22 protein-coding genes, 1 tRNA gene, 1 rRNA gene and 1 riboswitch are annotated in these 24,742 nt (G+C 62.5%); of the genes, 8 read left to right on the forward strand and 16 right to left on the reverse strand.

Annotated elements, in window-relative coordinates; all coding sequences use genetic code 11:
• Positions 1 to 64 (reverse strand): 16S ribosomal RNA (locus HB375_RS14670); the annotation flags it as partial.
• A gap of 194 nt (positions 65 to 258) precedes the next feature.
• On the opposite strand from HB375_RS14670, the gene HB375_RS14675 reads away from it, so the two are divergent.
• Positions 259 to 462 (forward strand): hypothetical protein, encoded by a 204-nt coding sequence (locus HB375_RS14675; RefSeq protein ID WP_167673762.1) that lies wholly within the window; start codon positions 259 to 261, stop codon positions 460 to 462.
• Between the two features lie 398 nt (positions 463 to 860).
• Here HB375_RS14675 and HB375_RS14680 read toward each other — a convergent pair.
• A tRNA-Gly gene (locus HB375_RS14680) sits at positions 861 to 935 on the reverse strand.
• A 105-nt stretch (positions 936 to 1,040) separates the two neighbouring features.
• Positions 1,041 to 2,132: a 2'-deoxycytidine 5'-triphosphate deaminase gene (locus HB375_RS14685; RefSeq protein ID WP_167673763.1), complete on the reverse strand. Its 1,092-nt coding sequence runs from the start codon at positions 2,130 to 2,132 to the stop codon at positions 1,041 to 1,043.
• Positions 2,133 to 2,343: 211 nt separating this feature from the next.
• Here HB375_RS14685 and apaG point away from each other — a divergent pair, with 211 nt between their 5' ends.
• On the forward strand, positions 2,344 to 2,736 hold the full coding sequence (apaG, locus tag HB375_RS14690) for a Co2+/Mg2+ efflux protein ApaG (protein WP_167673764.1): 393 nt from the start codon (positions 2,344 to 2,346) through the stop codon (positions 2,734 to 2,736).
• 64 nt (positions 2,737 to 2,800) lie between these two features.
• Here the strand turns inward: apaG and HB375_RS14695 are convergent, their stop codons facing one another.
• Positions 2,801 to 4,588 carry a calcium-binding protein gene (locus HB375_RS14695; RefSeq protein ID WP_167673765.1) on the reverse strand — a complete coding sequence of 596 codons (1,788 nt, stop codon included), beginning with the start codon at positions 4,586 to 4,588 and terminating at the stop codon, positions 2,801 to 2,803.
• Between the two features lie 178 nt (positions 4,589 to 4,766).
• Between HB375_RS14695 and argE the strand changes: the two genes are divergently transcribed.
• Positions 4,767 to 5,939 (forward strand): acetylornithine deacetylase, encoded by a 1,173-nt coding sequence (argE, locus tag HB375_RS14700; RefSeq protein WP_167673766.1) that lies wholly within the window; start codon positions 4,767 to 4,769, stop codon positions 5,937 to 5,939.
• A 19-nt stretch (positions 5,940 to 5,958) separates the two neighbouring features.
• On the opposite strand, the gene HB375_RS14705 is transcribed toward argE, so the two are convergent.
• The 3 genes from HB375_RS14705 to HB375_RS14715 are packed head-to-tail and all read right to left on the reverse strand — an operon-like array spanning position 5,959 to position 9,085.
• The gene (locus HB375_RS14705; RefSeq protein ID WP_167673767.1) at positions 5,959 to 6,957 is read right to left on the reverse strand and encodes an Hsp33 family molecular chaperone; all 999 of its coding nucleotides are present in this window, start codon (positions 6,955 to 6,957) and stop codon (positions 5,959 to 5,961) included.
• Positions 6,954 to 7,880 (reverse strand): ornithine carbamoyltransferase, encoded by a 927-nt coding sequence (argF, locus tag HB375_RS14710; protein ID WP_167673768.1) that lies wholly within the window; start codon positions 7,878 to 7,880, stop codon positions 6,954 to 6,956. Before argF ends, HB375_RS14705 begins: the two co-directional genes overlap by 4 nt.
• Positions 7,877 to 9,085 carry an acetylornithine transaminase gene (locus HB375_RS14715; RefSeq protein WP_167673769.1) on the reverse strand — a complete coding sequence of 403 codons (1,209 nt, stop codon included), beginning with the start codon at positions 9,083 to 9,085 and terminating at the stop codon, positions 7,877 to 7,879. Before HB375_RS14715 ends, argF begins: the two co-directional genes overlap by 4 nt.
• A 370-nt stretch (positions 9,086 to 9,455) precedes the next feature.
• Between HB375_RS14715 and HB375_RS14720 the strand changes: the two genes are divergently transcribed.
• Positions 9,456 to 9,992, forward strand: a complete 537-nt coding sequence (locus HB375_RS14720; RefSeq protein WP_167673929.1) for a GcrA family cell cycle regulator — start codon at positions 9,456 to 9,458, stop codon at positions 9,990 to 9,992.
• Between the two features lie 99 nt (positions 9,993 to 10,091).
• On the opposite strand, the gene phoB is transcribed toward HB375_RS14720, so the two are convergent.
• From phoB to HB375_RS14760, 8 genes are all read right to left on the reverse strand, one after another.
• Positions 10,092 to 10,805, reverse strand: coding sequence for a phosphate regulon transcriptional regulator PhoB (gene phoB, locus HB375_RS14725; protein ID WP_167673770.1), 714 nt, complete (start codon positions 10,803 to 10,805; stop codon positions 10,092 to 10,094).
• A 2-nt stretch (positions 10,806 to 10,807) separates the two neighbouring features.
• Positions 10,808 to 11,518, reverse strand: a complete 711-nt coding sequence (gene phoU / locus HB375_RS14730) for a phosphate signaling complex protein PhoU (protein ID WP_167673771.1) — start codon at positions 11,516 to 11,518, stop codon at positions 10,808 to 10,810.
• Between the two features lie 26 nt (positions 11,519 to 11,544).
• Positions 11,545 to 12,363 carry a phosphate ABC transporter ATP-binding protein PstB gene (gene pstB, locus HB375_RS14735; RefSeq protein ID WP_167673772.1) on the reverse strand — a complete coding sequence of 273 codons (819 nt, stop codon included), beginning with the start codon at positions 12,361 to 12,363 and terminating at the stop codon, positions 11,545 to 11,547.
• Complete coding sequence (gene pstA, locus HB375_RS14740; RefSeq protein WP_246728523.1) at positions 12,360 to 13,238, reverse strand: phosphate ABC transporter permease PstA; 879 nt, start codon at positions 13,236 to 13,238, stop codon at positions 12,360 to 12,362. Before pstA ends, pstB begins: the two co-directional genes overlap by 4 nt.
• Positions 13,239 to 13,257: 19 nt before the next feature.
• Complete coding sequence (pstC, locus tag HB375_RS14745) at positions 13,258 to 14,193, reverse strand: phosphate ABC transporter permease subunit PstC (RefSeq protein WP_425515187.1); 936 nt, start codon at positions 14,191 to 14,193, stop codon at positions 13,258 to 13,260.
• Positions 14,194 to 14,264: 71 nt separating this feature from the next.
• Positions 14,265 to 15,353, reverse strand: coding sequence for a phosphate ABC transporter substrate-binding protein PstS (gene pstS, locus HB375_RS14750; protein WP_167673775.1), 1,089 nt, complete (start codon positions 15,351 to 15,353; stop codon positions 14,265 to 14,267).
• A gap of 119 nt (positions 15,354 to 15,472) precedes the next feature.
• Positions 15,473 to 16,789, reverse strand: a complete 1,317-nt coding sequence (locus tag HB375_RS14755) for an ATP-binding protein (protein WP_167673776.1) — start codon at positions 16,787 to 16,789, stop codon at positions 15,473 to 15,475.
• 71 nt (positions 16,790 to 16,860) lie between these two features.
• Complete coding sequence (locus HB375_RS14760; RefSeq protein ID WP_246728524.1) at positions 16,861 to 17,868, reverse strand: lysylphosphatidylglycerol synthase domain-containing protein; 1,008 nt, start codon at positions 17,866 to 17,868, stop codon at positions 16,861 to 16,863.
• A gap of 288 nt (positions 17,869 to 18,156) precedes the next feature.
• On the opposite strand from HB375_RS14760, the gene HB375_RS14765 reads away from it, so the two are divergent.
• From HB375_RS14765 to HB375_RS14775, 3 genes are all read left to right on the forward strand, one after another.
• Positions 18,157 to 19,548, forward strand: coding sequence for a PAS domain-containing protein (locus tag HB375_RS14765; RefSeq protein ID WP_167673778.1), 1,392 nt, complete (start codon positions 18,157 to 18,159; stop codon positions 19,546 to 19,548).
• 66 nt (positions 19,549 to 19,614) lie between these two features.
• Positions 19,615 to 20,160 carry a bifunctional adenosylcobinamide kinase/adenosylcobinamide-phosphate guanylyltransferase gene (cobU, locus tag HB375_RS14770; protein WP_167673779.1) on the forward strand — a complete coding sequence of 182 codons (546 nt, stop codon included), beginning with the start codon at positions 19,615 to 19,617 and terminating at the stop codon, positions 20,158 to 20,160.
• The gene (locus HB375_RS14775; RefSeq protein ID WP_167673780.1) at positions 20,157 to 21,626 is read left to right on the forward strand and encodes a cobyric acid synthase; all 1,470 of its coding nucleotides are present in this window, start codon (positions 20,157 to 20,159) and stop codon (positions 21,624 to 21,626) included. The genes cobU and HB375_RS14775 overlap by 4 nt, the downstream gene beginning before the upstream one ends.
• A gap of 3 nt (positions 21,627 to 21,629) precedes the next feature.
• Here HB375_RS14775 and HB375_RS14780 read toward each other — a convergent pair whose 3' ends face one another.
• On the reverse strand, positions 21,630 to 22,484 hold the full coding sequence (locus HB375_RS14780; RefSeq protein ID WP_167673781.1) for an ABC transporter substrate-binding protein: 855 nt from the start codon (positions 22,482 to 22,484) through the stop codon (positions 21,630 to 21,632).
• A 15-nt stretch (positions 22,485 to 22,499) separates the two neighbouring features.
• A riboswitch (cobalamin riboswitch) is annotated at positions 22,500 to 22,721 on the forward strand.
• A 39-nt stretch (positions 22,722 to 22,760) separates the two neighbouring features.
• Here HB375_RS14780 and HB375_RS14785 point away from each other — a divergent pair.
• Entirely contained in the window at positions 22,761 to 24,740 is a 1,980-nt protein-coding gene (locus HB375_RS14785; RefSeq protein ID WP_167673782.1) for a TonB-dependent receptor plug domain-containing protein, read from the forward strand.
• Positions 24,741 to 24,742 lie beyond the last annotated feature (2 nt).

Below are 24,742 nucleotides of genomic sequence, written 5' to 3' on the forward strand. Positions count from 1 at the left end.
CGACTTGCATGTGTTAAGCCTGCCGCCAGCGTTCGTTCTGAGCCAGGATCAAACTCTCAAGTTAAAGAATTTGATCTCGACTTCACTCTACGCAAATTGACAGAGATCCACTCATATCCAGCGTTTCCGCCGGAATGGTGAACTCTCAAAACGTAGATTGGTCGAAGTCTCTTTATCAACTGCCCGAAGGCAGTCCGCAAGGACCTCGCCGTCCACGTTTCTCTTTCTTTCTTCACTTGTCAAAGAGCAGCGCATCTCATGATGCGTTCGGATCTCGAAGGAACCAAAACCACCCGACCGGATCGTTTTCCAGTCGGGCCGCTTAAGGCCCCGAAGTCCTCGGCGCCGTCCGTGTTGGCCGCGCCGTCGATGGATGTTGATCTACAGCACCCTTTTCTGGACGTCAACACCGGATCTGAAATTTTTTCGTCGATCCGTCGTTTTTTTCCAGCTCGCCAGTAATCCACGCAAACTTCAGCATTCGCAAAAGCGTATTTGCTTCTACGGTTACATCTTACCAAGTAATGAATATTACTCGATAACATTCTCATTTCGTCAGAGGAGCCGGGCAGTCATGCCATTTTACTGGCAACTACGGCTCGTGCCGGTGATTAGAACTTAAGGCTCTAATCCGACGCCGCACGGCAGAGGGGGCTCCGAGGAGCCCTTAGCCTGGGCATCTTGTGAGATTGAAGCTCGCCTGGACTGATGTCCGGCGGGGCTGCCGATATGTTCGCTGGCGGCACGTTTGTCAACATCGCGATGACGGATTTCGACGAGGCCAATGGCGGGCTGTGGAAACCCCTGCTCCGCTGCCGCGGGAATCGCGTGCGCTTTAGTTTCGGAAGGGAGAGGGAAATTGGAGCGGGCGAAGGGAATCGAACCCTCGACATTCAGCTTGGGAAGCTGACGTTCTACCTCTGAACTACACCCGCTCGGCGACCGCAATCACATGCGGTCGATGGTAGGTCGTGACCTTAACAGGGCTCTCGCGCCTCTGTCCATCCGCTTATCCGGATCGGTGGAAAGTCCCGTGATGGTTAACGAAAATGCTTCGAAAGCTTCAGGCTCTGCGCCTGATAATTGGAGCCTGCGCCGGAGCCGTAAAGAACCTGCGGCCTCTCAGCCATGCGCTCATAAACGAGACGCCCGACGATCTGGCCATCTTCGAGAATGAAAGGCACGTCGCGGGATCGCACCTCGAGCACGGCGCGCGCGCCCTCGCCTCCTGCAGCCGCGTGGCCGAAGCCAGGATCGAAGAATCCGGCGTAATGAACGCGGAACTCGCCAACGAGCGGATCGAACGGCACCATTTCAGCCGCATAATCCGGCGGCACGTGCACCGCTTCCTTCGAGGCCAGAATGTAGAACTGTCCCGGATCGAGAATGAGCGTGCGGCGCGCATCCGCGTAGAGCGGCTCCCAGAAATCCGCGATGCGGCACGAACCGGGCTTGTCGACATCGACCAAGCCCGTATGCCGCTTGGCGCGGTAGCCGATGAGATGATCCGGCCCGAAGCCAGATAGGTCCACGCTCACAGCCACGCCGTCCTGAATCGAAGGTTCGGCGGAGGTCACGATCCGCTCGCACTGATGCAGGGCATGGAGTTCGGAATCGCTCAGGCGCACCTCGCCTTTGCGCAGGCGAAGCTGTGACAGGCGCGTTCCCGTCCGCACCAGAACCGGGAAGGTACGCGGCGAAATCTCTGCGAAGAGCGGGCCGCGATAGCCCGCGCCGATGGTGTCGAATGCCTGGCTGCGGTCGGTGATAACGCGCGTAAAAACGTCGATGCGGCCGGTCGAACTCTTGGGATTAGCAGCAGCCGAAAGATCGTCCGGCAGAGCCAGGCTTTCCTGCAATTCGGCGATATAGACGCAGCCGGTTTCGAGAATGGCCCCCGCACTAAGATCGATTTCGTGGAAACTCAGCTGCTCCAGGCGATCGCGAACCGTGTGGTTGCGACCCGGGAGGAAGCTGGCGCGGACCCGATAGGCCCGCTTTCCAAGGCGCAGATCAAGGCTCGCCGGCTGCACCTGATCGGGAGCGAATGGCGTCTCCGGCACGATCACGCCAGCTTGCGTGAGACGCATGATGGCGTCTGCCGATTGAATCCCGTCCTTCAACGCAACCATGTCTTGTCCGACGGGCGTGACGCCCTCTCCCGCTTAAGCCGAGGCCATATGCTTAAAAGGCCGGAGCGGATTTCTCAATGGATTCCATCCCGCAACCCACCGGGACTTCTTGACCATGTCGAGAGCGATAGCCCGTTGATTGACGCGCCCCGGCAGCGGCCTTACCACCGCCTTGTTGCCGCATTTCAATGCGGTTTCATGGGGAAGCAAAATGTATAAAGCCGTAACCCGCGGCATCAGCGTGACGGTCACGCCGCGCTATCTGCCCGAGGAATCCTCGCCGGAGGACGGGCGCTATTTCTTTGCTTACACGGTGGAAATCATCAATACGGGGCTCGAGCGGGTCCAGCTCAAAGCGCGCTATTGGAGGATCACCGACGAGCGCGGGAACGTGCAGGAGGTGCGCGGCGCGGGCGTCGTCGGCGAGCAGCCAATCCTCGGCCCCGGAGAGAGCTTCAGCTACACCAGCGGCTGCCCCCTGCCGACGCCGAGCGGCACCATGCAGGGAAACTATCTGATGGAGGCGGTCGACGGCGAGACCTTCGACGCGGAGATCCCCGCCTTTTCCCTCGACCAGCCGGATTCACGCAAGACGTTGCACTAAGGGGGCACTTCACCATCTCGCGCAGTGGCCCCGCGCGCGACTGCGCCCGGGGCCTTAAGGCACCTCAAATCACGAAGAAATCATCGGCCTTGAGCTTGAGACCCTTGCTCAAGGTTGCGATCTGAATCGCTGCTCCTTTACCCGATCCATCCGCGTCGTAGAACAACGCGCCGGTCTTCTTGTTGTAGATGATCCGGTCATCCGCGTCGTGCGCTGCGGCTCCGGTCCAGAACATCTTCGCGTTGAGTTTCGCTGGCTTGGACAGCGAGCCACTCTTGCCGAGCTTCGGCATATACTTGTTGTCCAGATAGATCGAATCGTCTCGGACAGAGAAATCGGCGATCGTGTCGATATTCGTTTTTCCCAGTTTTGTATCGAAGGCGAAAACATCCTTCCCGGCGCCGCCTTTCAGCGTGTCCTTTCCGAGGCCGCCATTGATGCGGTTATTGCCGGAATTGCCGGCAATGGTATTGGCCAAACTGTTGCCGGTCAGAACGAGAGCATCAGACCCGGTCGCAGTCAGGTTCTCGAGATAACTTCCGAGGGTGTGATTGATTGAGGTGACGACCTTGTCGATGCCTCCGTCGGAGGTTTCGATGCATCTGTCCAGAGCATTGTCGACGTAGTAAGTCGTGCTGTTACTCGACCACCAGTCGTGACCGCCGACCATGGTATCAGCGCCGGCTCCGCCATCGATCTTGTCATTTCCGCCCTTGCCCTCGAGATAGTCGTTACCGCCTGCCCCGGTGAGTGTGTCATTATAGGTCGTGCCGACATACTCGTCATTGCCTTGCGTGCCGGTGACGTTGACAGCATCCTCGCGCGAATCGAAGACCTTGGATTTCGCCACGTAGCTTGAACCGCTCGCTTCGAGCCAGGTCACGACATGGCGTCCGTCCCGGAGCATCGCGATGGACGGATCGAGCTGATCGGCTGTCGACCCTTTATCGACCAAGTCGGCTGCGGGATCGTGAAGCGGGCTTTTCGAGGAGCCCGCATAGACAATGCTATGCCCGCCGCCCTCGAGGGCCATCGCAAACACATATCCTCCGTCCGGCAGCCCTTGCACGATCGGCGTTGAAAACTGCTGGCCCGCAGGTGGCTCGAAATAGGACGCCATTCCGAGCTTGGTTCCGTCTGAATTGACGGCTTGCAGGAGGGCGAGATTTTTACCACCCTGCTCGCCGACCCAGGATATGAGAAACTTTCCGCCGGAAAGAGCACTCACACTCGGATGCGCCGGAACTGGCTCATTCCGGAAGATGAAGACCGACATCAATACTTCGCCGTCCGGTTGTTGGATGACACCAGTAATTTCGTAGCCCGGCGGCGTCTGACTCGGCGTCGCGGCGACCGTGATGACATTGCCATCGCTCAAGATTGCCACGGACGGGTTGAAACCCGTGTTCATCAGAACCTTGGAGGCCGACTGCTCGCCCGCGGCGTCGACGTTGATCCTCGTGACCTTGGTGCCGTCATTCCCGACGACAGAAAAGCCGCCCGCATGATCAGCAATCACGCTCGGGGAGGCTCGGTTTGCAGCGCTCGCGCCAATCTCGAAGATGTCGGACGAAGGCGTTCCATTCGCTCCGAAGAGCCGCGCCTGAATCGTGTGCTTGCCGGACGCGCTCGTCTCTTCCCAAACGACAACGAAACGGCCATCACTCAACTCCGTTGCCGAAAGATGCGATCTGGTCGCGTCCGAGTCGGTCGCGATGGAAAAGGCAACGCCCTTGGATGTCGTACGGGCACTGGCAATCTGGCCCGCGACAGCATTAGAGCTCGATGTCCAAACGGAAAGGTAAGACCCGTTAGCGAGGGTCGTGAGCGTGCTGTCGAGTGCGATAGTCATGATTCACCCGAAGAATGTTATTTTGTTATATATATAAGTTTCAGCGCCCTGCAATCCTTGGTTTGCGACCAGCCCCCCCTCCACAATCGAACGGACATCCGCGTTTGACGGTCGAGCGGCGCGGCACTACGACCGCAGGAGCACGACTTTCTCATCGGGTCGACGGACAGAGGATCCCATGTCCCCTCAAGGCCAGCGGCTGACGCCGCTTGAAATGCTGGCGAAGCTTGTCGCCTTCGATACGGAGAGCGCAAAGTCCAATCTCGCGCTCATCGCCTTTGTCGAAAGCTATCTGCAGAGTTGGGGCGTACCTTATATCCGCGTGCCGAATGCAGCAGGCGACAAGGCGGCGCTTTACGCAACGATTGGGCCGCAGGATCGCGGGGGCATCGTTCTGTCGGGGCATACCGATGTGGTGCCTGTCGTGGGCCAGGCCTGGACCTCCGATCCCTTCACGCTGCGTGTTGCAGATGGGCGCGCCTATGGGCGCGGCGCGGTCGACATGAAGGCGTTCGATGCGCTGGCGCTGGCACTCGTGCCTGAGTTTCTGGCGGCGAATCTCAAGACGCCGATCCACATCATGTTGTCCTATGACGAGGAAACCACCTGCCTCGGCGTGATCGACACCATCCGCAAGCTCGGTCGCGAGCTGCCCTTACCGAAAGCCGCTTTCGTCGGGGAGCCGACGAATTTGGAAGTCGTCGATGCGCATAAGAGCGTCGTAACGTTCACGACCACGGTGCACGGGCACGAGGCGCATTCCTCAAAACCCTATCTCGGCGCGAGCGCCGTGATGACGGCCGCTGAACTGATCGGCGAACTCAACTGCATTTCGGATGAAATGATCGAGCGCGGCGATACGAGCGGCCGGTTCGATCCGCCCTACACCACGGTTCATGTGGGCGTGATCGAAGGTGGTACCGCGCGCAATATCTTCTCGAAGGTCTGCACGTTCCAATGGGAATTTCGCGGCTTGCCCAGCCTCGATCCGCAGGAAATCCCGAACCGTCTCGAGCGTTTCGCGAACGAGGTCGCCATCAAGCGCCTCAACCGCTTCGGCGATTTCGGACGCATCGAAACCGATCTTGAAGTCGCCGTTCCCGGCCTCGCGCCGCAACCTGGTTCGGCTGCAGAAACTCTGGCGCTGCGGTTGGCAGGCCGGAATCACACGCAGACCGTGCCGTTCGGCACGGAGGCGGGGCATTATCAGGCTGCAGGGATTCCGACCGTCGTGTGCGGACCCGGCTCCATCGACCAGGCCCATCAGGCAGACGAATATATCAGCCTGGAGCAGCTTGAGGCAGGCGCTGCTTTCCTGCGCCGCCTCGCCGCCATCTGCGCCGAGGCATAAGCGTTTTGCGTGAAGGCTTTTAAGCGGATTCGGATTCCGCCTTCGCGATCTCGGCCTCAACGACGGCAGGATCGAGATCGTAGAAGCGCGAGCAGAACTCGCAGGTGATGCCGATGCGCCCGTTGTCGCCGACCATGTGGCGGCGATCGTCCAGCGAGAAGCGACGCATCATCGACATGACCCGCGTTTCCGAGCAGCGGCATTCCTCATGCACGTGCAAACCGTCGAACACGCGCACGCCGCGTTCGTGGAAGAGGCGATAGAGCAGACGCTCGCTCGACACGGCGGGATCGACGAGTTCGTGATCCTCCACCGTCTCAATCAACGCCTTCGCCTCGACCCAGGCATCGTCCTCGCTCAGCGGAGCGAGATCGTTCGAGGCATGGCCCTCCGGAATATCGCCCGGTGAAAAATCCGCTTGGCGCATCCGCTCCGGCGAGGTCGGCAGGAATTGCAGCATCAGGCCGCCGGCGCGGTAGGTGTGGCGTCCGTTTTCGAACTGCTCCGCCACTGCGAGGCGCACGCGCGTCGGGATCTGCTCGGACTGCCGGAAATATTGATCCGCCGCTTCCTCCAGGCCCTGCCCTTCCATCGCGACAACGCCCTGATAACGGCTGGTATCGGAGCCCTGGTCGATGGTCATGGCGAGGTAGCCGGAGCCGAGAAGATCGCCGGTCTTCGCCGTGCCGGTTCCCAACGCGTCGAGCTTGTCCTTGTCGAAACGCGCGGTCGCGCGCAGGCGATCCGGCGCATCGAAATCGACGACCACCATTTCAATCGGGCCATCGGTCTTGGTCTGAAGCTGGAAGCGTCCCTGAAACTTCAGGGACGAGCCAAGCATCACGGTCAGAGCCGCGGCCTCGCCAATGACGCGTGCCACCGCAGCAGGATAACCGTGACGCGTCAGGATCGTATCGATGGAGGGCCCGAGACGCACGACGCGCCCACGCACATCGAGCGGCTCGACCGCGAAGGGTAGAACGACGTCGTCGTGGCCTTCAAACGGAGCCGAACTCATGCGCCGGTCGCTCCCAGGCACCAGGCCAGAATGCCTTTCTGCGCGTGAAGCCGGTTCTCCGCCTCGTCGAAGACAACCGATTGCGGGCCGTCCATGACCTCGTCCGTCACTTCCTCGCCGCGATGAGCGGGCAGGCAATGCATGAAGACAGCGTCCTTGTTGGCAACGCTCATCAGCTTGTCATTGACCTGATAGGATTTCAGTAGGTTCTGGCGGCGGAATTCATCCTCGTCGCCCATGGAAACCCAACAATCGGTCACGATGGCATCGGCGCCTTCGGCAGCTTCAAACGCGTCCGTGGTCACGGTGATGTCCGCTCCCTCCTTCTTCGCCCAGGACAAAAGCTCGGAGCGCGGAGCGAGTTCCGGCGGCGAGGCGATCTTCATCTTGAAGTCGAGCCGCGCGGCAGCGTGAACCCAGGAGGCCAGCACGTTGTTGGAATCGCCCGTCCACGCAATCGTCCGGCCCTGAATGGGGCCGCGATGCTCCTCGAAGGTCATGACATCCGCCATGATCTGGCAAGGATGAGTCATCTTGGTCAGGCCGTTGATGACCGGAATGGACGCGTACTGCGCCAGCTCCGTCACCATGGCATGATCCAACGTGCGGATCATGATGGCGTCGACATAGCGCGACAGAACGCGTGCGGTATCGGCGATGGTTTCACCGCGGCCGAGCTGCATTTCCTTACCCGTGAGCATCAGCGTCTCACCGCCAAGCTCTCGCATGCCGACGTCGAAAGAGACGCGCGTACGGGTGGAAGGTTTGTCGAACACCATCGCCAGCACCTTACCCTCGAGCGGGCGCTCGGCTGCGCGCTCGCCCCGGCGGCGCTTGGCCTTGATGGCGGAGCCGGCATCCAGAACGTGGCGGATCTCCGCGCTGGACAGATCGCAGAGATCGAGGAAATGACGAGTCTTCATTGGGCGGCTCCCCGCTGAGCGACCTTCTTCAGCTCAGCTTCAATAGCCGCGCAGGCGGCGTCCAAACGGTTCATGGCTTCCGCCACTTCGGCATCGGTGATGATCAGCGGCGGCAGGATACGGCTGACGTTTTCCCCCGCTCCGATCAGGATGATCTTCTCGCTGCGCGCGGCGGCGATGAATTCGGTATTCGGCACATGGGTGCGCAGGCCCATCATGAGGCCAAGCCCCCTCACCTCGGCGATCACGGCCGGGTGACGATCCATGAGTTCGGCCATGCGCTGCTTCAGCAGAAGGCCCACCTTCTCCACATGCTCAAGGAAGCCGGGAGCCAAGATCACATCCAGCACCGCATTGCCCACCGCCATGGCGAGCGGGTTGCCGCCGAAGGTGGAGCCGTGGGTGCCGAGCGTCATGCCCTTGGCGGCCTCTGCCGTCGCAAGGCAAGCGCCGAGCGGGAAACCACCGCCGATGCCCTTGGCGACCGACATGATGTCGGGCGTCACGCCCGTCCATTCATAGGCGAAAAGCTTGCCCGTGCGGCCAATGCCGGTCTGGATCTCGTCGAAAATCAGGAGAAGCCCGTGCTGGTCGCACAGGTCGCGCAGGGCGCGGATGAAGACGTTCGGCACGGTGCGCACACCACCCTCACCCTGGATCGGCTCAATCATCAAGGCGGCGGTTTCGGGGCCGATGGCAGCCTTCAGCGCCTCGAGATCACCCAAGGGGACCTGGTCGAAGCCTTCGACCTTCGGGCCGAAGCCTTCCAGATACTTGGCCTGTCCGCCGGCGGCGATGGTCGCCAGCGTGCGGCCATGGAACGCACCCTCAAAGGTGATGATGCGGAACCGCTCGGGATGGCCGTTTGCCGAATGATACTTGCGGGCCATCTTGATGGCCGCCTCGTTCGCCTCGGCGCCGGAATTGGTGAAGAACACCACATCCGCGAAGGTATTTTCCGTCAGACGCTGTGCCAGCCGCTCGCCTTCCGGAATCCGATAAAGATTAGAAGTGTGCCAAAGCTTGGCCGCCTGGTCGGTCAGCGCCTTCACGAGATGCGGATGGGCGTGACCGAGGGCATTGACCGCAACGCCCGCGCCAAAGTCCAGATATCGCTCGCCATCTCGGCCGAAGAGCCAGGGACCCTCTCCTTTTTCAAAAGAAAGGTCGGCGCGCGCATAAGTTGGCAGCAATGGCGAGGTCACGGGGTCGTCTCCGACTTGGGATGCCCGAGCGCACCCGGGCCAAAAAAGAAAGCGCCGCCCAAGTGGGGCGGCAGCTCCGGGATTCTAGCGAGGCTGGAGACCCTGTCAATTCAAGAGAAATGATCTCACAGATCACAGGAAATTTTGCCGTGAGGTGCTTTCCCTGGGGAAAACGACAGGGGGTGGCTGGGCAGTCTTGCGCCCGTCTCCACCGATCTAGTAACTTCAGAGCCGTCGAGTACGACATTCGTGCGGCGGCAATCACCTTCAGGAGCGCCCCCCTCGCGACGCGGTCGGGCAGTCATGTTCTGTCCGCGAAGATGGTGGATTCGGTCTTGAGATGACGCAGCCCCGATGGAGGCAGAACGAAATGGTAGATGCGGGCGTAACCTGGACGGACGAGAGGGTCGAGCTTTTGAAGAAGCTCTGGACCGATGGCTTGAGCGCGAGTCAGATCGCGAACGAGCTCGGAAACGTGACCCGCAACGCCGTCATCGGCAAGGTTCACCGCCTCGGCCTCTCCGGCCGCGCGAAGGACAGCAAGCCCGAGACGACCGCCGCTGCACGTCCGCGCAAAGCTCCGCGCGCACCGAGCGCTCCCGCTCCCATCGCTCCCGCCATCCGCAATAACGTGGTGGTCGCGCCGATTTCGCGTGCGCCCGTCGTTGAGGAAGAGGTGGAAGTCGCGGTGGAGGAGGATCTCGCGATCCCGATGTCCGAACGCGTCACCATCATGGACTTACGTGAATCCATGTGCCGCTGGCCCATGGGCGACCCCACGAAGCCGGAATTCCGCTTCTGCGGCGCGCGCTCCATCACGGGCCTGCCGTATTGCACCCATCACGCCCGCGTCGCCTACCAGCCGGTCACCGACCGCAGACGCGAACGGAAGGTGGCGCGCGCGTAAGGCCCCGGCCGCGCGCTGACCAACGGTCTCATTGAATGAATAAGAGCGGACCGCGCTAATCGCGTCCGCTCTTTTCGTATGTGCGCCTGAAAGGCAGCCTCAGTTCACGGCAGCGTCTTCGCGCGCAAAAGTCTCGTCGAAGGAATAGCCCGCGCCGCGCACTGTCCGGATCGGGTCAGGCCTAGTCGACAGCTTGATCGCCTTGCGCAACCGGCCCACATGCACGTCCACCGTGCGCTCGTCGATATAGACGTCGTGTCCCCAGATAGCGTTGAGCAGATGCTCGCGGCTGAACACGCGGCCGGGGCTCTGCATCAGGAATTCCAGCAGGCGGAATTCCGTCGGCCCGAGATGCAGCTCCTTGCCATTGCGGCGAACGCGATGGGTCTCGCGATCCAGCTCCATGTCGCCCGCGACTAGCAGCGTCGCGATGTGCGCGGGTTTCGTGCGGCGCAGGAGCGCGCGCACGCGTGCCAGAAGCTCCGGCACGGAGAACGGTTTGACAATGTAATCGTCCGCACCGGTGGCAAGGCCGCGAATGCGGTCGCCCTCTTCGCCGCGCGCGGTCAGCATGATGACCGGCAGGCGCTCGGTCTCGGGGCGCACGCGGATGCGCCGGCACAATTCGATACCGGAGAGGCCCGGGAGCATCCAGTCAAGGAGCACGATGTCCGGCACCTGCTCGCGCAGGCGGATCTCCGCCTCGTCCCCACGCGCCACGCTGTCAACCTCGTAGCCCTCGGCTTCGAGATTGTAGCGCAGCAGCAATGTCAGCGGTTCTTCGTCCTCGACGATCAGAACGCGGGGTCCCATCCTCACTCTCCAGCGACCGTCGCATCGATCGAACGGTCACCCTTGGGTCGCTCGATCGCCAGGGTCTCGCCCGTGACGAGATAGTGCACGGTTTCGGCGATATTCGTGGTGTGGTCGCCGATGCGTTCGATGTTCTTGGCGCAGAACAGAAGATGCGTGCAGAATGAGATGTTGCGCGGATCTTCCATCATGTAGGTCAGAAGCTCGCGGAAGAGCGAGGTGTAAAGCGCGTCGATGGCGTTGTCGCGTTGCCAGACGTCGAGCGCCCTCGCCGTATCCTTCTGCGCATAGGCATCCAGCACGTCCTTGAGCTGTCCCAGCACAAGATCGCTCATGTGCTGCACGCCGACGACGATCTTCTGGGGCTGGAACTGCCCGCCAATGGCCAGCGCCCGCTTCGCGATGTTTTTTGCCAGATCGCCGATGCGCTCGACATCGCCGGAGACGCGGATCGCGGCGATAGTCTCGCGCAGGTCGATGGCCAGCGGCTGTCTGCGGGCGATGGTGAGGATCGCGCTCTCCTCGACCTCGCGCTGGAGCACATCGAGGCGCGTGTCGGCGGCGATGACGGCCTGCGCGAGTGGCATGTCGCGGCGGACCAGCGCGGCGATGGAGTCGACGAGCATCTTTTCGGCGATGCCGCCCATCTCGGAAATCCGCCGCCGGAGATCCTGCAAATCGGTGTCGTAGGAGCTGACGATATGCTCCGCCATGGGAAATCTCCCTTAAAGCGCCTCGGTCAACCGAAGCGGCCCGTGATGTAATCTTGGGTCTGTTTCTTGTTGGGGTTCATGAACATCTTGTTGGTCGGCCCGAACTCGACCAACTCGCCGAGATACATGAAGGCTGTGAATTGCGAGATGCGCGCCGCCTGCTGCATGTTGTGCGTCACGATGACGATGGTGAACTCGGTGCGCAGCTGCTCGATCAGCTCTTCGATCTTGCCGGTCGAGATGGGATCGAGTGCTGAGGTCGGCTCGTCGAGAAGGATCACTTCCGGGCGCTGCGCAATGGTGCGCGCAATGCACAGGCGCTGCTGCTGACCGCCGGACAGGCCCATGCCGGACTGGCGCAGCTTGTCCTTCACCTCGTCCCACAGGGCCGCCTTGTGCAAAGCCTCTTCCACGCGGTCATCGAGCTGGCTCTTCGGCAGCTTCTCATAAAGTCGGATACCAAAAGCAACGTTATCATAGATCGACATCGGAAACGGCGTCGGCTTCTGGAACACCATGCCGACGCGCGCGCGCAGCTCGTTCACGTCGACATTCGGCGCGAGAACATTCTGCCCGTCGAGAAGGATCTCTCCCTCCGCGCGCTGCTCCGGATAGAGGCTGTAGATGCGGTTGAAGGTGCGCAGCAGCGTCGACTTTCCGCAGCCCGACGGGCCGATCAGCGCCGTCACCTGCCGGTCGTAGAAGTCGAGGGAGATATCCTTCAGACCGCGGAAATCCCCATAGTAGAAATTGAGATTCCTGACCCCGATGCGCACCGGCGCGTCGAGATCCGCCGGAGCCGAATGTCCGATAGCTTGGCTCGCTGTGACGGCGATCGGGCTCATCGGGCTTTATCCTTCTTCAAGATGAGGCGCGCCACCACCGACAGCGCCAGGATCGACAAGGTGATGATCAGCGCGCCGGCCCAGGCGAGTTCACGCCAATTCTGATACGGGGCCAGCGCGAACTGATAGATCATGACCGGCAGGTTCGAGACGCCGCCCATTAGGCTCGGCTTGAACCAGAAATTATTGTTGAGCGCGGTGAAGAGCAGCGGCGCAGTCTCGCCCGCGATGCGCGCGGTGGCGAGCAGCACGCCCGTGACCATGCCGGCGCGCGCAGCGCGCCACGTAATGCTGGTGATCACCGTCGATAGCGGCGCACCCAGTGCAACACCCGCCTCGCGCAGCGAGCCGGGCACGAGACTCAACATATCCTCGGTGGTGCGCACGATGACGGGGATCGCGATGATCGCCAGCGCGACGCCGCCCGCCCAGCCGGAATAGCTGCCCATGGGCTGCACCATGAGCGTGTAGACAAACAGGCCGATCAGAATGCTGGGCGCCGCAAGCAGGACGTCGTTGACGAAGCGGATGACGTTCGCAAGCTTGGAGCCTTTTCCGTATTCAGCGAGATAGGTGCCGGCAAGCACACCGATGGGCGTGGCGACGGCGATGCCGAGGACCGTCAGGATCAGGCTGCCGACCAGCGCATTAGCGATACCGCCGCCCTCCGTGCCGGGGCCGGGGGTGGTCTGCGTGAAGATGATCGGCGAAAGGCCGCGCGTGCCTTCGATGAGCAACATCACAAGAATCCAGCCGAGCACGATCACGCCGAGCACGGTGAAAAGGATGCAGGTGACTTTCAGGGCGCGATCCGCAACCTGGCGGCTGCGGCGCACCCGCACGGCGGAAGCTTGCGTCGGAAGGTGTTGCGGCATGGTATCCATCATCCGCCCCCTACTTCGCCTTGACGCGCGCGATCAGCAGGCGCGCGAGCACAAGAACGGTGAATGTGACGAGGAACAGAATGCACCCCAACGCGAGAAGCGCGTTGAGCTGCAACCCGGCCGCTTCATTGAACTCGTTGGCGATGCGCGACGCGATGGTGGAGCCGGGATCGAAAAGGGAGAGCGACAGGCGGTTGGCATTGCCGATGACGAACGTGACCGCCATCGTCTCGCCGAGCGCACGCCCGAGACCCAGCATGATCGCTCCAATGATGCTCACACCCGCTTGCGGCAACAAAACATGGCGCACGACCTCCCAGGTGGTGCAGCCAATACCGTAGGCGCTCTCGCGCAGCATGGTCGGGATCTGGTCCAGAATATCGCGCGTGATGGACGCGATGAACGGGATGATCATGATCGCCAGGATGATGCCTGCGGTCAGCACCCCGACGCCTGACGGAACGCGCGCATAAAGAACCGTACCGAAGAACGGCAGCCCCTCGACCAGCGAAGACACAGGGATCTGCACGAACTTGGCGAAGAGCGGGGCGAAAACGAACAGGCCCCACATGCCGTAGATGATGCTCGGCACCGCGGCGAGAAGCTCGATGGTCGTGGCGACCGGGCGCTTGAGCCAGGCGGGGCAGAGCTGCGTGAGGAAAATCGCGATGCCGATGGACAGCGGCACGCCGATCACGAGCGCGATCAGGGCCGAGGTCAGTGTGCCGACGATGGCGACCCAGGCGCCGTATTGATCGCGACCGACATCCCAGGCGCTGGAGGTGACGAAACCGAAGCCGAATTCCCGGAAGGCGGGCATGCCGCCATGGATCATCGAGCCGATGATGCCCGCGAGAACGATCAGGACGAGAAGGGCCGAGCCAAAGCTCGACCACTGGAAGATCCGGTCGAAAACCGGCTGGGAGGAACGGCGGACGTTCTGCATGTTCGATATGGCAATCCGATCAGACAGCACAGACATCCGCCGTACCTCAATTTTAGTGGCCGGTCAGCCGCTTACTTCTTGAAAAGAGGCGCGCCCGACTTGTCCTTGATGTCCTTGGCCCAAGCGTCCTGGACCATGCCGATGACGTTGTCCGGCAGCGGGACGTAGTCGAGATCGGAAGCGAGCTTGCCGCCGTTCTTGTAAGCCCAGGCGAAGAACTTCAGCACTTCGGCGGTCTGCGCCGGGTTTTCCGAAGCCTTGTAGACCAGAATGAAGGTCGGCGCGGTGATCGGCCAAGCCTCGTCGCCGGGCTGGTTGGTCAGCGAGATGCCGAAGCCGGGAGCGGCGCTCCAGTCGGCCTTGGCAGCCGCAGCCTGGAAGGCCTTGTCGTCAGGCTTCGGATACTTGCCCGCCTTGTTCTGGAGCAGGGCGTAAGGAATCTTGTTCTGCTTGGCGTAGGCGTACTCGACGTAGCCGATCGAGTTCGGAACCTGCTTCACGGTGGCAGCGACGCCCTCATTGCCCTTACCGCCCTGACCGACCGGCCAGCTGACGGTGGTGTTGGCGCCGAGACCCGACTTCCAGCTCTCGGAAACCTGCGAGAGATAGGTGGTGAACACGTTCGTGGTGCCGGAAGCGTCCGAACGATAGACCGGGGTGATCGCCGCGTCAGGCAGCTTCACGCCGGGGTTCAATTGGGCGATCTTGGCATCGCTCCACTTGGCGATTTTGCCCTGGAAGATGTCGGCCAAAAGTTCGCCCGTCAGCTTGAGCTGGCCGGCTTCGACGCCCGGAATGTTGATGACGGGAACGATGCCGCCCATCACGGTCGGGAACTGGAGAAGGCCGCTCTTGTCGAGGTCTTCGCCCTTGAGGGGCGCGTCGGTGGCGCCGAAATCGACGGTCTTGGCCTGGATCTGCTTGATGCCGCCACCGGAACCGATCGACTGGTAGTTCAGGCCGTTGCCGGTTTCCTTCTTATAGGCTTCCGCCCACTTCGCGTAGATCGGGAAGGGGAAGGTCGCGCCTGCGCCGGTGATGTCGGCGGCTGCAACCGGGTTCGTGAAGGCCGCGACGACGAGGCCAGCCGCGAGGGCGTAGGACTTGAATTTCACGAGACGTCTCCTGTTCGTACAAGCGCGGCAGCCGACTCGGGTCATGGAGCGCCGATCCGCGCGAGGGGACAGCTAGGCCCGACCGATGTCGGGTCTACGACAGTTGGATGACAAATCGATGACAGTCCGCCCGGCGAGGCTGGAAATACCTCGTTTTCTCAGCGTCACACGCGCGGCAATTCCGGCAAAGTGACGGTGAAACGTGCGCCCTTGCCCGGCTCGCTCGCAATGTCGAGATGGCCACGATGCCGGTTGACGATGTGCTTGACGATGGCAAGCCCCAGCCCCGTGCCGCCCTTGTCCCGGCTGTCCGCGACATCGACACGGTAGAACCGCTCCGTGAGGCGGGGCAGATGCTCGGGCGCGATGCCGGGTCCATAGTCCTGTACGGCCAAGACGGCCTGAGAGGTGCCATCGAGGGCCGAAGCCTCAGCCAGCTCGACATCGACCTTGCCGCCGCTCTCCCCGTATTTCACGGCATTCTCGATGAGATTCTCCATGACGCGGAGAAGCTCATCCCGTTCGCCGAACACCGGCAGCGGCTCGGGAGGCAGCTTCGAACGGATCGCGACGCCCCGGTCGCGCGCGAGAGGTGTCAGGGTTTCGATCATCTGCCCGGCGATGGAGGTGAGATCGACCACTTCGGTCGGCGGCACGTGGGCGCGCATCTCGATCCGCGAAAGGGAGAGGAGATCGTCAATCAGGCGCTTCATGCGCTGCGCCTGCCCCCGCATGATGTCGAGAAAGCGCTCGCGCGCCTTAGGATCGTTCTTGGCCGGCCCTTGCAGGGTTTCGATGAAGCCGAGGAGCGACGCGAGCGGCGTGCGCAGTTCGTGACTCGCATTGGCGACGAAATCGGCGCGCATGGCTTCGAGACGCCGCGCGGAGGTGAGGTCGCGGAAGAACAGCACAACGCCGGAACGCACCTCGACTTCTTCGGATCCATCTGGCTCAAGCAGACCGATATGCACCTCAAAGGTGCGCTCCGTCGGGATGCGTTCGGAATATTCGACCTTCAGTGGGGCCCCGGAGGACAGAACCTTGTCGATGCCGCCGAGCACATCGGGGCTGCGAAGGGCAAAGGACAGAGGATGCCCGGTCTTCAGGCCCGGCAACAAAATCCGCGCAGCCGCATTGGCCTCGACGACAAGGGCGCGCTGGTCCACCAGAATGACCGGGTCAGGGATGTGCGCCAGAAGAGCGTCGGCAACGCCGGGCCGGCGGGCGTCGCTGGCCTGACGACCAGAGCGTCCTGACCGGAGCAGGCCGCCTTGCAGGACCCGCCGCGGACCGCCGAGAAGCGCGCCGAGGACGATGGTAAAAATGGTCGCCAGCAGCAGCCACCCGTCCCAGTGCCCGCGCGCCACGAGGATGCCGAGCATCAGAACGGAGGCAATCGCCGCGCCGCGAAGAGCCCCGACCCGCGCCGGATGGGGGCCTTCCGGAACCTCCGTCGGCGGCGTTTCTTCGGGGTCGCTCATGGGGGACGGATCCAACGGAACGGGCCTTGTTTAGAGCGAGCGGCTTAAAGAGTCATCCTGCCCCGGGCCTTTCATTCCGGCGCGCACTCGCTCTCGCACGGCTTGAACGCGCCACGGGAGGCGCGGATGCGGTTGCGCACTTCATAGGCGCCCAAAAGTGACAGCGCTGCGACGAAGGGAATGAGGTAGTAGCAAAGACGATAGAGCAACAGCGCGCCGAGCACCGGCTCGCGCGGGTAACGCGAGAGAGCCAGCAGAATGGTCGCCTCGAACACGCCGAGCCCACCCGGCGCATGGCTCGCCACCCCCAACATGACCGCAAAAATGTAAACCGCGACGAAGGTTTCGAAGCCGATATTGTGCCCGCCGGGGAGAAGGACGAAGAGCACCCCTGCTCCCGCGCAGACATCCGCCGCGCCGATCAACATCTGCGCCGTCGAGAGGCGAAAGCCCGGCAGGTCGAGCCTCCAGCCCTGAATCTTCACCGCGCGCCGCTTCACCGACACCCAGGCGAGATAAGCGATCACCGCCCCCGCCGCTCCCAGGCCGATGAGCTGGTTGAGGCGCAAATTCGTATAGACGAGATTGGACAGCGCTTCCGCCTGGCTCAGCATGCTCCAGCCGAAGACCAACGCCATACCAAGCCAGAAGGTCACGCCCGCGATCACGGTCAGGCTGGCGACCCGGCCCGCGCTGACTTTCTTCGTCGAATAAATCCAGTAGCGGACGGTCCCCGCAGTCAGCAGCGGGAAGCCGAGAGTGAAACTGACCGCATAGCTGGTGAAAGAGGCCAGCGCCGTCGTCCGGTAGGGGATGTGCAGCTTGAGCTGCCGCAAGGCGATGGAGTCGTAGCAGGTCAGGAGCCCATAGCTGACAGCGGTGAAAAGGACGGCCAAGCCGATCTGTCGCGCACTCGCCGCGGTAAAAGCGGCCTTCAGCTCACCGATGTCGATGCCGGAGACGATGTGCCAGAGCACCACGATCGAGGCCGCGAACAGGACCACGCTCGCCGCCATCCCGATCCACGCGAACCGCCGGGACCGCCGCTCCTTCGGTTGAAGGGCCTCGGCGGAGGACATGTCCGGGGGCGTTGCTCGTGAGGGGCTTAAATCGTTCATGAAAAAGAAAACTGGCTCAGCGTGGGAAATATTTCGTATCGTTGAGGGTGGTCCAGCATCTAAGCACTTGTACGGCCAAGCGCCAGAGGCAGGTCGATCCTTAAAGAGTTCGCGGTGCGCGCACCACTCTTTGCCTTAAGGAAACAACGGGGTAAGCTCGATTGCGGGTTGTAGCCCCTCCTCAAGACCGACTAAATGTGGCTCTATTGAGGGGACGGGTCTGGCGTCACGCCTGATGAGGGGATGCGAGTGGATTTCGAGAAAACCGAGACCCAATTCGCCTTATTGGCGGACAGCCTGCCACACCTCGTCTGGTCGGCGAGCGCGGATGGACATAACGATTATTTCAACCGAAGGTGGTATGAATTCACGGGGTTGAGCTACGAAGAGTCCGTGGGAGAGCGCTGGAAGCGCGCCGTTCATCCGGATGATCTGAAGGTGGCCGAAGTCGTTTGGGCCCAGGCTCTCCGTACCGAACAGCCTTACGAGGTCGAATACAGGTTGAAAGCGGCGAGCGGCGAGTATCGGTGGATGCTAGCCAAGGGTAATCCGGTGCACAGTCCCTCGGGGCGGATCGTGCGATGGTACGGCACTTGCACCCACATCGACGCGCAGAAGAAAGCCGACGAAGCGCTTCGCTCGCTGGAGCAGCAATATCGCCTCGCACTCGAGGCGGCGCATCTCGGAACCTGGAAGATAGACCTCGAAGAAAACCTCGTCAGTTGGGACGAGGGAACCTGCGCCCTGTTCAACATCCCCCATAACGGCCTTTACAGCCTGCCCCTCGCCGAGGCCATCGCGCGCATCCACCCGGAGGACCGCGCCCTGGTCGTGAAACGCATGGCGGAGGCAACGGAACCGGGTTCAAACGGACGCTATCAGGTGGAATACCGCACGATCGACCCGGACGGTTCGATCCGGTGGATCCGCTCTAACGGTCGCGCCTATTTCAAGAATAACGACAGGTCCGGTCACGCCTCGGGCCTGTCCGGCGTCATCAGCGACATTACAGATCACCATGCCGCCGAGGAGGTCAAACAGCTTCTGACGCGGGAACTCACCCATCGGGTGAAGAACCTTTTCGCCATCGCGAACGGCATGGTTTCCATGACCGCCCGCACGGCCAAGGACCCCACGGAGATGGCCCTTATCCTGCGCGGACGCCTGAGCGCGCTCTCTCGTGCGCATGAACTCGTGCGGCCCGTGACCGATCCGGCCAATCGGACCGAGCAGGACGTCGATCTCGAAAAGCTGATCGTCGCCGTTCTCGCCCCTTACCGGCAGCCGGACGGACACAAGATCGTCATCGAAGGCCCGGGCCTCGAAGTCGGACCGAACACGATGACGAGCCTCGCCCTTGTCCTGCACGAGCTTGCTACCAACGCCGCGAAATACGGATGCCTCTCCAAGCCGGAGGGCAGCCTCGCCATCCGGTGGACCATGGCGCGGGACAATGTCGACATCATTTGGACCGAAATGGGTGGCCCTCCCATTCTGCGTCCGCCCGACTTTGAAGGATTCGGCACTCAACTGGCCCTGAGGAGCATTGCGGGCCAACTCGGCGGCAGCCTCGTTCGGGAATGGCTGCATGAAGGATTGCGCGTGCACATGAACTTGCCTCTTGGTCGGCTGACCGGCTAACCCTTCGGGCAGCGCAAGATCCTCACCCGTCGCGCGCACGGGTCTCGTTTTCTGGCAGCAGAGCCCATGACAGCCTATCGCCGCGCGCTCGTTCTGGGCGGCGCCCGTTCTGGAAAAAGCCGTACGGCGCAGAGCATCGCCGAATCGGCCTCCGTGGACCGTCTCTACATCGCCACCGCCCAAGCCTTCGACGACGAGATGCGCGAGCGTATCGCTCACCATCAATCCGTTCGTGGCGGTGAATGGCAAACACGCGAGGCCCCCCTCGCCTTGGCTGACGCCATCCGGGCGGAAACCGCCCCGTCACGGGTCGTGCTGGTCGACTGCCTGACGCTCTGGCTCTCGAACATTCTGCTTGCCGAACAGGATGTCGGAAAAGAAACAGACCTCCTGATCGACGCGATCCGCGACGCCGCGGGGCCGCTGGTGCTGGTGTCGAACGAGGTCGGCCAAGGCATCGTGCCCGCAACGCCGCTGGGGCGCTCCTTCCGCGATGAACAAGGGCGCGTGAACCAGCGCCTCGCCGAAGTCTGCGAGACGGTGGTTTTCGTCGCCGCCGGCTGCCCGCTACTGCTCAAGCCAGCGGCGCCGCTCCACGTGCCGCTCGCATGACGAGGCGCGCGCCCGCCGTCATGATCCAGGGCACCGGATCGAATGTCGGCAAGTCTCTGCTTGTGGCGGGCCTATGCCGCCTGTTCGCACGGCGGGGCCTGCGGATCAGGCCGTTCAAGCCGCAAAACATGTCGAACAACGCCGCCGCCGTGGAGGGCGGCGAAATCGGGCGCGCCCAGGCGCTCCAGGCGTGCGCGGCGAGCGCTGCACCAAGCGTTCACATGAACCCGGTACTGCTCAAGCCCGAAACCGACCGCCGTTCGCAGATCATCGTTCAGGGCCAGCGCTTCGGGCAACTGGATGCCGCGGCCTTTCGCGGGCGGCAGGCGCTTCTGCCTTTCGTGCTCGACAGCTTCGAAAAGCTTGGCGCGGAAGCCGATCTCATCGTGGTCGAGGGCGCGGGCAGTCCTGCGGAAACCAATCTGCGCGAGGGCGACATTGCCAATATGGGCTTCGCCACGGCGGCGCGCGTGCCCGTCGTGCTGGCAGGCGACATCGACCGGGGCGGCGTTATCGCGAGTCTCGTCGGAACCCATGCGGTTCTCAACGCCGCGGATCGTAGCCTCGTGCGCGCGTTTCTCATCAACAAATTTCGCGGCGACCCGTCGCTGTTCGATGACGGCATCACCACCATCGAACGGATGACCGCGTGGCCTTCGCTCGGGATCGTGCCGTGGTTTGCTGCCGCGCATAAACTACCGGCGGAAGATGCGCTCGATATCGCCTCAGGCCAGACAAGCGAAGCGGCGTTCAAGATCGCCGTGCCCATTTTTCCGCGCATCGCCAATTTCGACGATCTCGACCCGCTCAAGCTCGAACCCGCCGTTGCGCTCACGATGGTTCCGCCCGGCATGCCCTTGCCACACGATGCGGACCTCGTCATCCTGCCGGGCTCCAAGGCAACGATTGCGGATCTCGCCTTCTTGCGAATGCAAGGCTGGGACATCGACATCGCGGCCCATCTGCGCCGTGGCGGGCGCGTGCTCGGGCTCTGCGGCGGCTATCAGATGCTCGGCCGCACGATCGCGGACCCCGATGGGGTGGAAGGTCCAGCGGGAACGGTCGCGGGTCTCGGCCTCCTCGATGTGGAGACCGTGCTGACGCCTGAAAAGACGGTCCGCCCAGTGACCGCGCGCCATGAAGCGACCGGTCTCGATCTGTCCGCCTACGAGATCCACCTTGGCCGCACGGCGGGTCCGGATACAACCCGCGCACCCTTCCTCATCGAAAATCAGCCGGAAGGCGCGGTCTCGGCGGATGGGCGCGTCATCGGCACCTATCTGCACGGGCTTTTTTCGACGGATGCGTTTCGGCAGGCCTTCTTGCGCAGGCTCAAACCCGGCATTGCCTTTGACGGCCTGAGCTATGAGAGCGAGGTCGATGGAACGCTCGACGCCCTCGCCGATCATCTCGAAATCCATCTCGACGCCGACCGCATCCTTGCGATCGCGCGTGAAGGTTTGTGATCGTCAGCGCACCTTCGCGCGAATCTCGCGCGCCAGCGCGTCGATGAGCGCAGGTGTCGAAGGGCCGCCACAGATGGCGAGCCGCCCAGCGATGACGAGACGCCGGTCCGGCGGCACTGCCGTTAAGAGCGCACGATGCACGAGCAGCGCCGAACCATTGTCGACGGCCTCGGCGTCATCATCGTGCACCAACAGGTAATCCGGCGGCGAGGTGACAATGCTTTCCAGACGGACCACCCCTCCCCGCTTCATGCCAAGTGTATCCTGCTGCAACGTGAAGCCCATATGGATCAACAATTCGCTGATGAGCGAGTTGGAGGCCGGCACCCACCCGCGCCGATAATAAGGAAGAATGCTGCGCTTCGCCGGAACGATGTCCCTCGTTCGCGCCAGCGCGGCATCGATCTCCGCGATCAGCGCCTCTCCGCGCTCGGGGTGGCCGAGGCGCTTGGCGACGAGACGGATCTGTTCGCGCCCATGGTCGAGGCTTCGCCAGGGGTCCAGTTCGAGCACATCCAGTCCCTGCCGGCGCAAGAGCGCCGTGCGGGCGAGCTGACCGAAGCTGCCGGCGAGAACCAGATCCGCACGGCTGAACAGAATCGCCTCGCCTTTCCCCTCGTTGCTCGGAACGCCACTAGCCTCGGCGACCAGAAAGGAGAGTGAAGGGTCCCGCACAAGCGGGCTCAACGACACGATCTGTTCGCGATCAGCCAGGCGCAGCAGCAATTGATCCGCGCAAAGATTAAGCGAGACGACACCCTGCGGCGCCGTTTGGGCAAGCGCCGTCTCCGTTGCGAGGGGCGCGAGCCCCCCCAACGCAAACAGCAGGAATAACCGTGCGAAATGGAGTTGCGGCATCAGGCGCGACCCACTATGAGAGACATCGACGTTGGTGCCTCGTTAAAATCGAGGTGAAACGGGAACACGGTGCGGACTTTGTCCTATTCCGTGGCTGCCCCCGCAACTGTAAGCGGCAAGCGGCGGTCCTTCATGCCACTGAATTGTCGAGCGACACAAGCTCGGCGACATTCGGGAAGGCGGACCCGCACGCGATAACCCGCGAGCCAGGAGACCGGCCAGCGTTTTGAACGCAACCCCATCTTTGCTCGCCGGCGGGGCGAGCAGGAGGTCTCCATGTCTACGCCTTCGCGCCGCCTTTTGGTGGCGGCATCCGTGTCCGTTTGCGCCCTCTCCATTGTCCAGGCGCAAGCCCAAGATGCATCCAACGCGTCTCTGCCGCCTCCCGATATCGTCATCACCGCAACGCGTACGCCGCTCGCGATCTCGCAGGCCGGCAGCGCGATCTCGGTGATCACCGCCGAGGAAATAGCCAAGGAATCGCCCAAGCACACAGCGGATGTGCTACGCCGCGTGCCCGGCCTCACGGTCGTTGAAACGGGCGGTCCCGGCGGCACGACGGTGGTGCGCATTCGCGGCGGCAATTCGGGGCAGACGCTCGTCCTCATCGACGGTATCCGCGTGAATGATCCCGCATCGACTTCGGACGAATTCGATTTTGCGAACCTGATCGCGACTGATATCGAGCGCATCGAGGTTCTGCGTGGTCCGCAATCGGCGCTCTATGGATCGGACGCCATGGGCGGCGTCATCAACATCATTACCAAAAAGGGCAAGGGCGCGCCGCGCTTCAAGGCCAGTGTCGAAGGCGGCTCCTATGGCACCAGGGCGGGGCACGCCGCAGTTTCCGGCAGCTCCGGACCGGTCTCTTACGCCTTTGCGACGACAGGTTTCGACACGGCCGGCTTCTCGCGCTACGGCTACCGCATCCGGCGGATCGAAAACGCGCGCGTGCTGCCGCTGGAAGCAGACAGTGCGCAGCGCATCGGCGCTTCGGGCCGCGTCGCGGTTCAGCTCTCGCAGGATGTCGAACTCGAATTCGGCGGCTATACGAGCTTCAACGGCGCGCAATACGACGCAGGCTTTGGCGACTTCCCCGACACGCCGTCGCAATCCCAGCAGCGCCTCTATGAGGGCCACACGCGGCTCACGGCCTATGCCTTCGACGGCTTGCTGCGCAATTCGATTTTGGTGTCGGCGACACGCACGAACCGTCACTATCGGGACGTGAGCTATTTCGGCTCGCTCGCGAGTCCGTTCTGGTCTAACACCGGCTACGTCGGCGACCGCGTGGCAGCGGAATATCAGGGCGATCTAAAGCTCGGCGCATTCGGCCTCCTCACCTTCGGTGCAAAGGTGGAGCGCGACAGCATGACCTCGACGTCGCGGGACGTGCTGCCTGTACCGGGTCTGCCGCGCGAGACGAACGATGCCTCCCAGACCACACGCTCTCTCTACGCGTTGCATCAGTTCACGCTGTTCGACAACCTGCATCTCTCGTTTGGCGGCCGCCTCGACGATATCGCGGACGGCGACCGGTTCGGAACGTGGCGTGCGACGGCAGCGTATGAGATTCCCAACACCGACACGAAGCTGCGCGCCAGCGTCGGCACGGGCGCGAAGGCGCCAAGCCTGTTCCAGCGCTTCGATCCGACCTACGGCACGCCGGACCTCCAGGCGGAACACTCGGTCGGCTTCGATGTGGGCGTCGATCAGCGGCTTCTGGATGACCGCCTGACGTTGTCTGCGACCTTCTTCGCAAACCGCTTCCGCGACCTGATCGACTTCACGTTCGATCCTGCCGCGTGCCGTCCGTCGCAACCCTTCGGCTGCTATCTGAACGTGGCGAGAGCGAAGACTTCGGGCGTCGAATTGGCGGCGGATGTGGACGTCATTCCGACATGGCTGCGCCTCAAGGTGGCCTATACGCATCTTCAGGCCTTCGACGAGGAAACGCATCTGCGCCTGGCGCGCCGTCCGCAGGACGAGGGCCGCATCGGCCTCATCGTGACGCCCGTTGCGGGCCTCTCCATCGAGCCGTCCGTGATCTTCGTCGGCGAACGCTTCTCCTCTAACAACGAGAAGAACAGGCTCGCTCCTTACGCACGCTTCGACGTCTACGCCGATTATCGCATCAACGACACGTTCAGTGTCTATGCGCGGGCGGAGAACCTGACGAATGCGCGCTACGAGGAAGTCTACAACTACGGAACCGCAGGCCGCTCCTTCTATGCCGGCCTTCGCGCCACGTGGTGAGG

The sequence above is a fragment of the Microvirga terricola genome (genome assembly GCF_011777495.1).
GTDB lineage: Bacteria > Pseudomonadota > Alphaproteobacteria > Rhizobiales > Beijerinckiaceae > Microvirga > Microvirga terricola.

What these genes read in the sequence shown, in the direction of transcription:
- apaG (WP_167673764.1), top strand. Translation starts at nt 2,344, where the DNA reads ATGTATAAAGCCGTAACCCGCGGCATCAGCGTGACGGTCACGCCGCGC.
- HB375_RS14685 (WP_167673763.1), bottom strand. Translation starts at nt 2,132, where the DNA reads ATGGTTGCGTTGAAGGACGGGATTCAATCGGCAGACGCCATCATGCGT.
- HB375_RS14705 (WP_167673767.1), bottom strand. Translation starts at nt 6,957, where the DNA reads ATGAGTTCGGCTCCGTTTGAAGGCCACGACGACGTCGTTCTACCCTTC.
- HB375_RS14780 (WP_167673781.1), bottom strand. Translation starts at nt 22,484, where the DNA reads ATGCCGCAACTCCATTTCGCACGGTTATTCCTGCTGTTTGCGTTGGGG.
- phoU (WP_167673771.1), bottom strand. Translation starts at nt 11,518, where the DNA reads ATGGCGGAGCATATCGTCAGCTCCTACGACACCGATTTGCAGGATCTC.
- HB375_RS14775 (WP_167673780.1), top strand. Translation starts at nt 20,157, where the DNA reads ATGACGAGGCGCGCGCCCGCCGTCATGATCCAGGGCACCGGATCGAAT.
- pstS (WP_167673775.1), bottom strand. Translation starts at nt 15,353, where the DNA reads ATGACCCGAGTCGGCTGCCGCGCTTGTACGAACAGGAGACGTCTCGTG.
- cobU (WP_167673779.1), top strand. Translation starts at nt 19,615, where the DNA reads ATGACAGCCTATCGCCGCGCGCTCGTTCTGGGCGGCGCCCGTTCTGGA.
- argE (WP_167673766.1), top strand. Translation starts at nt 4,767, where the DNA reads ATGTCCCCTCAAGGCCAGCGGCTGACGCCGCTTGAAATGCTGGCGAAG.
- HB375_RS14760 (WP_246728524.1), bottom strand. Translation starts at nt 17,868, where the DNA reads ATGTCCTCCGCCGAGGCCCTTCAACCGAAGGAGCGGCGGTCCCGGCGG.
- pstA (WP_246728523.1), bottom strand. Translation starts at nt 13,238, where the DNA reads ATGCCGCAACACCTTCCGACGCAAGCTTCCGCCGTGCGGGTGCGCCGC.
- pstB (WP_167673772.1), bottom strand. Translation starts at nt 12,363, where the DNA reads ATGAGCCCGATCGCCGTCACAGCGAGCCAAGCTATCGGACATTCGGCT.
- phoB (WP_167673770.1), bottom strand. Translation starts at nt 10,805, where the DNA reads ATGGGACCCCGCGTTCTGATCGTCGAGGACGAAGAACCGCTGACATTG.
- HB375_RS14695 (WP_167673765.1), bottom strand. Translation starts at nt 4,588, where the DNA reads ATGACTATCGCACTCGACAGCACGCTCACGACCCTCGCTAACGGGTCT.
- HB375_RS14755 (WP_167673776.1), bottom strand. Translation starts at nt 16,789, where the DNA reads ATGAGCGACCCCGAAGAAACGCCGCCGACGGAGGTTCCGGAAGGCCCC.
- HB375_RS14720 (WP_167673929.1), top strand. Translation starts at nt 9,456, where the DNA reads ATGGTAGATGCGGGCGTAACCTGGACGGACGAGAGGGTCGAGCTTTTG.
- HB375_RS14785 (WP_167673782.1), top strand. Translation starts at nt 22,761, where the DNA reads ATGTCTACGCCTTCGCGCCGCCTTTTGGTGGCGGCATCCGTGTCCGTT.
- HB375_RS14675 (WP_167673762.1), top strand. Translation starts at nt 259, where the DNA reads ATGATGCGTTCGGATCTCGAAGGAACCAAAACCACCCGACCGGATCGT.
- pstC (WP_425515187.1), bottom strand. Translation starts at nt 14,193, where the DNA reads ATGCAGAACGTCCGCCGTTCCTCCCAGCCGGTTTTCGACCGGATCTTC.
- argF (WP_167673768.1), bottom strand. Translation starts at nt 7,880, where the DNA reads ATGAAGACTCGTCATTTCCTCGATCTCTGCGATCTGTCCAGCGCGGAG.